Here is a 7,778-nt window from a genome sequence, read left to right as displayed (position 1 = left end):
CAAGTGCACTATACGCCAAGCATTGGAGTATTGAAATGAGCGGTCCCGTGCTGACATCAAACGTCAATAGCGACAGCGAACAGTTTCGTGCCAACGCAGCGAAAAATGAAGCGCTGCGCGATGAACTTTGGGCAAAAGTTGCCGAGGCTGCGCTGGGCGGCAATGAAAAGTCACGCGAACGGCATACATCGCGTGGCAAACTGCTTCCGCGCGAGCGCGTCGAGCGGTTGCTCGATCCGGGCTCACCATTTTTGGAAATCGGCCAGCTTGCGGCCAATGACCTTTATGATGGCGAAATTCCCGGCGCTGGTTTGATTTGCGGGATCGGTCGGGTCTCCGGGCGCCAGTGCATGATTGTGTGCAATGACGCGACGGTGAAGGGTGGCACTTATTACCCGATGACCGTCAAGAAGCATTTGCGCGCACAGGAAATTGCCGAGGCTAATCACCTGCCGTGCATCTATCTGGTCGACAGCGGCGGTGCGAACCTGCCGCATCAGGACGAGGTTTTCCCCGACCGCGAGCATTTCGGGCGTATCTTCTTCAATCAAGCGAATATGAGCGCCAAGGGCATTCCGCAAATCGCCTGTGTGATGGGCAGTTGCACCGCGGGTGGCGCCTATGTCCCCGCTATGTCCGACGAAAGTGTCATTGTTCGCAATCAAGGTACGATCTTCTTGGCCGGTCCGCCCTTGGTGAAGGCAGCGACGGGCGAGGAAATCAGCGCCGAAGATTTGGGCGGCGGCGATTTGCATGGCCGCAAATCGGGCGTCGTCGATCATGTCGCGGAGAATGACGAACATGCGCTGACCATCGTGCGCGATATTATCAGCCACTTAGGGCCAACCCACAAACCCGACATTGATTTAAAGGAACCACGCGCCCCCAAATATGACACCGACGAACTGTATGGCGTCATCCCCGACGATGTTCGCGCGCCTTATGACGTGCACGAAGTCATCGCGCGGTTGGTCGACGGCAGCGAATTTCATGAGTTCAAGGCGCTGTATGGCACGACCTTGGTCTGCGGCTTTGCGCATATCTGGGGCATGCCCGTCGCGATCCTCGCCAATAACGGCGTATTGTTTTCGGAAAGCGCTGTCAAAGGCGCACATTTCATCGAGCTTGCCTGCCAGCGGCGGATCCCGTTGCTGTTCCTGCAAAACATCAGCGGCTTCATGGTCGGTGGCAAATATGAGGCGGAGGGCATCGCCAAGCATGGCGCGAAGCTCGTCACCGCCGTCGCCACCGCGAGCGTGCCCAAGATCACCGTCTTGATCGGCGGCAGCTTTGGCGCGGGCAATTACGGCATGTGCGGACGGGCTTATAGCCCACGCTTCCTGTTCACTTGGCCCAATGCGCGGATTTCGGTCATGGGCGGCGAACAGGCCGCGAGCGTGTTGGCGACAGTCCACCGCGACGCTGCGACATGGACGCCAGAAGAAGCCGAAGCCTTCAAGGCGCCTATCCGGCAGAAATATGAAGACGAGGGCAACCCCTATTACGCGACATCGCGCCTGTGGGATGACGGGATTATCGACCCGGCGCAGACACGCGATGTTCTGGGGCTGGCCTTCGCCGCTGCGCTCAACGCACCCGCCGAGGAGGCGCCCCGCTTTGGGGTGTTCCGGATGTGAGTCAGATGATCAAATCACTTCTCATCGCTAATCGCGGCGAAATTGCTTGCCGGATTATCCGCACCGCGCGGGATATGGGTATGCGCACGGTTGCGGTCTACTCAGATGCTGATGCCAAGGCGATGCATGTGCGGGAAGCCGATGCGGCGGTGCATATCGGGGCGTCTGCGGCGCGTGAGAGCTATTTGGTGGGTGAGAAGATCATCGCCGCGGCCAAGGCCAGCGGAGCCGAGGCGATCCATCCGGGCTATGGCTTTCTCTCTGAAAATGCCGAGTTCGCGCAAGCCGTGATCGACGCTGGCCTCATCTGGGTCGGGCCGGCACCTGCCAGCATCACCGCAATGGGGCTGAAGGATGCGGCGAAAAAACTGATGGCGGAGGCGGGCGTGCCCGTCACTCCCGGCTATATGGGTGCAAATCAAGACCCGGCTTTCCTTGGGCAGCAAGCCGCCGAAATCGGCTATCCCGTGCTTATCAAGGCCGTCGCGGGTGGCGGCGGCAAGGGGATGCGCAAGGTCGATGACGCGGCGGACTTTGCCGACGCGCTCGCCTCTTGTCAGCGCGAGGCTAACGCCTCGTTCGGCAACGCCCATGTCCTGATCGAAAAATATATTCAACGCCCGCGCCATATTGAGGTGCAGGTGTTTGGCGACACGCATGGCAACATCGTCCATCTGTTCGAACGCGATTGTTCGCTGCAACGCCGCCACCAAAAGGTGATTGAGGAAGCCCCAGCGCCGGGCGTAACGCCACATACCCGCGAACTGATATGCAGCGCTGCTGTCCGCGCAGCAAAGGCGGTCAATTACGTTGGCGCAGGCACGATCGAATTCATTGCCGATTCTTCCAAGGGTTTCATCGACCCGGACCTCGTCTGGTTTATGGAAATGAATACCCGGTTGCAGGTCGAACATCCCGTGACCGAAGAGATCACTGGCGTCGATCTCGTCGAATGGCAGCTGCGCGTGGCGAGCGGTGAACCGCTTCCGCTGCGGCAGGATGAGTTGCGCATTGATGGTCATGCCATCGAAGCGCGGCTCTATGCCGAAGATCCAGCGAAAGGCTTTTTGCCGAGCGTTGGCAGGCTAGAGTTTTTCGAACTCGACGGCAGTGTCCGGATTGATACCGGCGTGTGTCAGGGTTCCGAAGTCTCGCCATTTTATGACCCGATGATTGCCAAAATGATCGCCCATGATTTGGACCGCGAAGGCGCGATACAGGCGCTGGCATGGGCTTTGAACGACAGCAAAATATGGCCGGTTAAAAACAATGCTGCGTTTCTTATCAACGCGCTTGAGCATCCTGATTTTGCGTCCGGCAATGTCGATACCGGCCTGCTGCAGCGCGCGGGCGACGATTTGATCCCCGATGAGATCGCGGATATTGATGATCTGACGCGGAGCGCAGAGCAGTATACCAATCAAGCCATTGCGGGTTTCAGGCTCAACGGTGATCGTAATCACAAGGCGGTTCTGTCGGTTGACGGGATTGCAACCGAAGTCGACATTCCAATTGTCGAATATGTCGACCCGCGGCCGTTCGTTTTTAGCCAGAACGCCCCAAGCGGATTTTTCCAGACCGGAAATGGCCAGACGTGGTGGGTCGAACCTTATCGTTATGCAGGCGGCGCGCATGCCTCTGCGCATGACGGAGACATCCTCTCCCCCATGCCGGGCCGGATCATCGCGGTGGACGTTGCGGCGGGGCAGGCCGTCACCAAGGGGCAGAAACTCCTCACGCTCGAGGCGATGAAGATGGAACACAGCCTCACCGCCCCGTTTGACGGCGTTGTAGCAGAGCTAAACGCAGAAGCCGGTGCCCAGGTGCAGGTCGAGGCCTTGTTGGTGCGCATCGAGGCGGTGGAATGAAACAAGCGCCCACACGCACGCGCGTCACCCTGAACGTGTTTCAGGGTCCATCATGCCTCGCAAACCAATGGTCTAGGCTAATAAATAGACCCTGAAACACGTTCAGGGTGACGATTCATTATAAGGAATAGCGGATGGCGGGACGTTACTTTAACCAATGGCAAATCGGCGACAATATCGTCCATGAAATCCGGCGCACGGTGACCGAGACTGATAATCTGCTGTTCTCGGTCATGACCCATAACCCGCAGCCGCTGCATATTGATGCAGAGGCAGCAAAGGCGAGCGAGTTCGGGCAAATTCTCGTCAACGGCACCTTTACCTTTGCCCTCATGGTCGGGCTGTCGGTGGGGGACACGACCTTGGGTACGCTGGTCGCGAACCTTGGCTATGACAAGCTGATCATGCCTAAACCGGTGTTTATCGGCGATACGCTCCGCGCCGAAACCGAGGTGATTGGGCTAAAAGAAAGCAAGTCGCGCCCTGATGCCGGCGTTGTGACGTTCCTGCACCGCTGCCTCAATCAGCGCGACGAAGTGGTATGCAGTTGCGAGCGCGCGGCGTTGCTAAAGAAAGCGCCGACTGATATCTAGACCGTAGTGCTGAGCCTGTCGAAGCACGCCCCGCCAATAAGCGCCCTTCGACAGGCTCAGGGCTACGGTGAAGTTGAAAGGCGTCGCCTCCATGAAACTGCGTTCACTCCTCTTCGTCCCGGGCGACCGGCCTGATCGTTTTGCCAAGGCATCCGCCAGCGGTGCCGATGCGATTATCATCGACTTGGAAGACTCGGTTGCCGTGGATCGCAAGGTTGCTGCGCGTGAAGCGACAGCGGAGTTTTTGTCAGGGGACCGGTCCGTGCCGGTGTTTGTTCGCGTTAATCCGCAGGATAGCCATCTGACCCATGACGATCTGGCGTCGGTTTTGCCCTATATGCCGGACGGCATTGTCCTGCCCAAGGCGGAGGGCGCACGTTCGGTCAATTGGCTCCGCGCAGAAGCCGCAGCGGTGGCGGACAGTCAAGATGGCGAAGCCCCGCCGATCTTGCCGATTGCGACCGAAACCCCCGGTGCGGTATTTGATCTGGGGACTTTGCGCGAAGTCTCGCATTATCTGGCGGGCGTGAGTTGGGGTGCGGAGGATTTGCCCGCGGCGGTCGGCGCAGCGACGGCGCGCGAAGACGATGGCCGCTACACCGCGCCCTATGAGATGGTGCGGTCGCTGACGCTGTTTGCGGCCCATGCGGCGGGCGTTGCGGCGATCGATACAGTCTTTCCGAATATCAGCGATGAGGCCGCGCTATCGGCCTATGTCGCGCGCGCGGCGCGCGATGGCTTTACCGGGATGCTTGCCATTCACCCATCGCAAGTCGCGTCAATTAGCGCCGGCTTCACACCATCGCCCGCGCAGATTGCGCATGCCCAATCCATCGTTGATGCCTTCGCAGCCAACCCCGGCGCGGGTGTTTTGCAGATAGACGGCAAAATGATCGACGCGCCGCATTTGAAGGCGGCGCTGTCGATCTTAGCGCGCGTTTAGGCGGCTAGCTTCCTCAGCACATAGTGCAGGATGCCACCGTTCATGAAATATTCGACTTCGTTCGCGGTGTCGATGCGGCACAGCGTGTCGAAATTGAACGTGCTGCCGTCCTTGCGGGTGACCATGACAGTGACCGTTTGGCGCGGCTGAAGCTTTCCGACGCTGGTGATTGTGAAGCTGTCATCTGCGTTCAGGCGCAAGCTGGTGCGGCTTTCGCCTTCCATGAACTGCAATGGCAAAACGCCCATGCCGACCAGGTTTGAACGGTGGATGCGTTCGAAGCTTTCGACGATGACTGCGCGGACGCCGAGGAGGTTGGTGCCTTTTGCGGCCCAATCGCGGGACGAACCGGTGCCATATTCCTTGCCGGCGATGACCACCAAGGGCGTGCCGTCGGCTTTGTGCTTCATGGCGGCGTCGTAGATCGGCATGACTTCGCCATTGTAGCTGCTCATGCCGCCTTCGATGCCGGGGACCATTTCGTTCTTGATGCGGATGTTGGCGAAGGTGCCGCGCATCATGACCTCGTGGTGGCCGCGGCGGGCGCCGTAGCTGTTGAAGTCAGCTTTGCTAACCTGATGTTCCATAAGGAATTTTCCGGCCGGGCTGTCCGCTTTGATGCTTCCGGCGGGGGAAATGTGGTCGGTGGTGATGGAATCACCCAAGATCGCCAGCGGCTTTGCCTCGATGATATCCATCACCGGCGCGGGCGTCATGCTCATCCCTTCAAAATAGGGTGGATTAGCGACATAAGTCGAACCGGCGCGCCATGTGTAGGTGTCCGAACCTTCGACCTGAATTTTCTGCCAATGCGCATCGCCTTCATAAACGGTCGCATAACGCGCGGTGAACATCGAACGGTCGATGTTTGCGGTCATGACATCATGCACTTCCTGATTGGTGGGCCAGATATCGCGCAGATACACGTCCGAACCGTCGGTCGCCTGACCAATTGGCGTGGTGGTGAAGTCTTCGGTCACGGTGCCCTTCAGCGCATAGGCCACAACCAAGGGCGGCGATGCGAGGAAGTTCGCGCGTACATCGGGCGACACGCGGCCTTCAAAGTTGCGGTTGCCCGAAATGACCGAGGCGGCAACAATGTCATGGCCGTTAATCGCGGCGGAGATAGGCTCTGCCAACGGGCCGGAGTTACCGATGCAGGTCGTGCAGCCATAGCCGACAAGGTTGAAGCCAACGGCGTCCAGATCCGCGCTTAAACCCGCACGGTCAAGATAATCGGTCACGACTTGGCTACCGGGGGCAAGCGATGTCTTCACCCATGGCTTGGGCTTCAGACCAAAGGCATTCGCCTTGCGCGCAACCAATCCGGCGGCAACCAGAACGCTTGGGTTCGATGTGTTGGTGCACGACGTAATCGCCGCAATCACCACGTCACCGTCGCCAATATCGTGCGATTTGCCCTCAACCGCGACGCGCTTTGCGCTGTCATGCTTGTAGACGTTGATAAGATCGTCGTTGAACACATTGTCGACTTGCGTCAGGACAACCTTGTCCTGCGGACGCTTTGGTCCGGCAAGCGATGGCACAACGCTGCCCATGTCGAGTTCAAGCGTGTCGGTGAAAATGGGGTCCGCCATGTCCGCATAGGCCCAAAGGCCCTGTTCCTTGGCATAGGCTTCCACCAATGCAATCTGGTCTTCCGCACGGCCGGTCAGACGCAGATAATCGAGCGTCTTGTCATCAATGCCAAAGAAGCCACAGGTCGCGCCATATTCGGGCGCCATGTTGGCGAGCGTCGCGCGGTCGGCGAGCGACAAGGACGCAAGGCCGGGGCCATAATATTCGACAAAGCGGCCAACCACGCCCTTGGCGCGCAGCATTTGTGTTGCGGTGAGCACAAGGTCGGTCGCGGTCACGCCCTCGGCAAGCGCGCCGGTCAGCTTGAACCCAACCACTTCAGGGATCAACATCGACACGGGCTGGCCAAGCATCGCGGCCTCCGCCTCAATCCCGCCAACGCCCCAACCCAGCACGCCAAGGCCGTTGATCATGGTTGTGTGGCTGTCGGTGCCAACGCAGGTGTCGGGATAGGCGATGGTCGCACCATCTTCGGCTGCGCTGGTCCAAACGGCCTGCGCGATATGTTCAAGGTTCACCTGATGGCAAATGCCGGTTCCAGGCGGGACCGCTTTAAAGTTATTCAGCGACTTTGAACCCCATTTCAGGAAGTCATAACGTTCTGCATTGCGCTGATATTCGATTTCCACATTATGCTCGGCGGCCTTTGGGTGGCCGAATTCGTCCACCATGACGCTGTGGTCGATAACCAAATGCACGGGGACGAGCGGGTTGATCTTCGAAGGGTCCGCCTTCAACGCGGTCATCGCGTCGCGCATCGCGGCCAAATCAACCACGCACGGCACGCCGGTGAAATCCTGCAGCAAAACGCGGGCAGGGCGATATTGAATTTCGCGGGTCGATTTGGCGTCTTTCTGCCAATCGATCAGGGCTTGCACGTCCTGCACCGAAACGGTGAAGCCGCCATCTTCAAAACGCAGCAGATTTTCGAGCAATACCTTCATCGAAAACGGCAGGCGGGACACATCACCCAATTTTTCCGATACTTTTTTGATCGAAAAATAATCCACCGTCTTGCCGCCAGCGGTCAAGGTGGAACGGGTTTGCAGGCTGTCTAATCCGATTGCGGTCATGTTGGTACTACCCCTTCAAAATTGAGGCTTTTGGCCGGATGGGGAAGACGACACGGTAGGCGCTT

General features: G+C 58.7%; 5 protein-coding genes. 4 read left to right on the top strand and 1 reads right to left on the bottom strand.

Annotation, left to right across the window (positions count from 1 at the left end; genetic code table 11):
* Positions 1 to 35: 35 nt before the first annotated feature.
* The 4 genes from ACILQA_RS08340 to ACILQA_RS08325 all read left to right on the top strand — a co-directional run bounded on the left by ACILQA_RS08340 (position 36) and on the right by ACILQA_RS08325 (position 5,041).
* Positions 36 to 1,637, top strand: coding sequence for a carboxyl transferase domain-containing protein (locus tag ACILQA_RS08340; RefSeq protein ID WP_395629283.1), 1,602 nt, complete (start codon positions 36 to 38; stop codon positions 1,635 to 1,637).
* A 5-nt stretch (positions 1,638 to 1,642) separates the two neighbouring features.
* A complete protein-coding gene (locus ACILQA_RS08335) occupies positions 1,643 to 3,505 on the top strand; it encodes an acetyl/propionyl/methylcrotonyl-CoA carboxylase subunit alpha (protein WP_395629282.1) in 1,863 nt (620 codons plus the stop codon).
* Between the two features lie 134 nt (positions 3,506 to 3,639).
* The gene (locus ACILQA_RS08330) at positions 3,640 to 4,098 is read left to right on the top strand and encodes a MaoC family dehydratase (protein ID WP_395629281.1); all 459 of its coding nucleotides are present in this window, start codon (positions 3,640 to 3,642) and stop codon (positions 4,096 to 4,098) included.
* A 91-nt stretch (positions 4,099 to 4,189) separates the two neighbouring features.
* Positions 4,190 to 5,041, top strand: coding sequence for an HpcH/HpaI aldolase/citrate lyase family protein (locus ACILQA_RS08325; RefSeq protein WP_395629280.1), 852 nt, complete (start codon positions 4,190 to 4,192; stop codon positions 5,039 to 5,041).
* On the opposite strand, the gene acnA is transcribed toward ACILQA_RS08325, so the two are convergent.
* Entirely contained in the window at positions 5,038 to 7,713 is a 2,676-nt protein-coding gene (gene acnA, locus ACILQA_RS08320) for an aconitate hydratase AcnA (RefSeq protein WP_395629279.1), read from the bottom strand. The two genes, ACILQA_RS08325 and acnA, sit on opposite strands and share 4 nt — an antisense overlap.
* Positions 7,714 to 7,778 lie beyond the last annotated feature (65 nt).

The sequence above is a fragment of the Sphingorhabdus sp. genome, assembly GCF_044239005.1.
Taxonomy (GTDB): domain Bacteria; phylum Pseudomonadota; class Alphaproteobacteria; order Sphingomonadales; family Sphingomonadaceae; genus Sphingorhabdus_B.
The sequence above is the reverse complement of the archived record's forward strand: the minus strand, read 5'-3'. Positions and strand labels throughout refer to the sequence as shown.